The sequence below is a fragment of the Pseudomonas sp. 58 R 3 genome (genome assembly GCF_900006605.1).
Lineage (GTDB): Bacteria > Pseudomonadota > Gammaproteobacteria > Pseudomonadales > Pseudomonadaceae > Aquipseudomonas > Aquipseudomonas salomonii.
In genome coordinates this window covers 1-1,329 of the sequence record NZ_CVTT01000013.1, presented here as the reverse complement: position 1 = coordinate 1,329, position 1,329 = coordinate 1, and the positions used below count along the sequence as shown (strand labels likewise).

Annotated in this window: 2 protein-coding genes; both read right to left on the bottom strand. The window is 50.5% G+C overall.

All coding sequences use genetic code 11. The features are described 5' to 3' along the window. Positions 1-112 precede the first annotated feature (112 nt). Complete coding sequence (locus BFP92_RS01730) at positions 113-541, bottom strand: SMI1/KNR4 family protein (RefSeq protein ID WP_065911337.1); 429 nt, start codon at positions 539-541, stop codon at positions 113-115. Beyond that, positions 538-1,329 (bottom strand): RHS repeat-associated core domain-containing protein (locus BFP92_RS01725; RefSeq protein WP_170875812.1); only part of this gene is annotated, 792 nt, incomplete at its 5' end. The genes BFP92_RS01730 and BFP92_RS01725, both read right to left, overlap by 4 nt.

Below are 1,329 nucleotides of genomic sequence, written 5' to 3'. Positions count from 1 at the left end.
GGCTGGCGATGATGCGGCCAGTGGCGTCGTAATGCAGCAGTTGGCGATGTTGCGCGGCAGGTTGCTGGTCGAGTTTGCCGATCAGGTTGTCGGCTTGATATTTTGTGGGCTTTTATGGGAAAGATTTTGTCAGCAGTGCTTCTAGCGAGTCATACAACAGCTCGGCTTCATCCTCTTCGTGTAAGTAGATATAGATTTCGCCCGTTGTGTTGATCAGGATAGGGTTTCCAGATCCATCGTCTGAAATCACCACGGCACCGACTAATTCCTCTGGAAGTTTGTCAGCGTAGGTACCCCAGAATTTCTCCGTCATTTCGGTAACGGTAGCTTTACCGATCAATGCCCCGTTTTGGAATGCGTGAATGTCGATGCCACCGAATGCTCCACCAAAAAGCTTGATGAACTCAACATATTGCTCATTGAACCTAACGTTAAGTTTTTTTTCCGCAGCGTTAATCTCAGCGTCGGTTGCAGGTTGTCCACTAAGGCCATCCTGGGTGCTGAGCATGGCTCTGATTTTTTTCAACAGGTCTTGTTTCATTTCATGCATCCGCCTTTCGAAGCTTTTTTGGCTTGGGACGTCCAGAACTCTTTTTTCCAAAGGTTGAACGCCGTCCGGTTTGTAATACCTGTTCCCTTTTTGTTGCCATTTGGATGTTGCGCAGCGTTGTGCTCAGGGCTGCCATGATGCTTGTCAGGCATAGCTCTGAGAGGCCCTGCAGTTTGTTGTTTGTCATGGTGCAGCACAATTGTGTTGCCGTTCTTGTCAACGGGTGACTTCCCAAACGGATGAGGTGCTTCAGGTCCGTTCATGTAAATGACTGTCTTCAATTGAGACGGACTCAAATGACTTAGGTCTGTGTAGCCGGTTACTGTTAACGTCAGTCCTCGGCTATCTGTAAACGTAACGGGTGTTAGCCCAAGAGGGTCAAACCAAGAGATTGGGTTGGATGAATAGGTGTAGGTGTTTAAACCGCCCGCCAACCCAATCGGATCCGGCGTCGTAAACCGTCCCACATCCGGATCATAAAACCTGAACGTATTAAAATGCAGCCCCGTCTCCCGATCCAGGTACTGCCCCTGGAAACGCAGGTTCTGCTCCTCAATGTAATAAGGCTCACGCACCTCTTCCAGCGTGTTGCCCCACACCCGATAAGTCGCCTGCCAGAGCATGCGCCCATCAGCCTCGGTCAGCTGCTCCGGCAACCCATTCAGGTCGTTGTGGTAGTAACGAATCTTCTGCAACGGCCCGGCACCATCGACACGAGCCAAGGGTTGGTAGCCTTCATCTTCATAGACGTACAGGCTTGTCTGACTGTGCTTATGCTC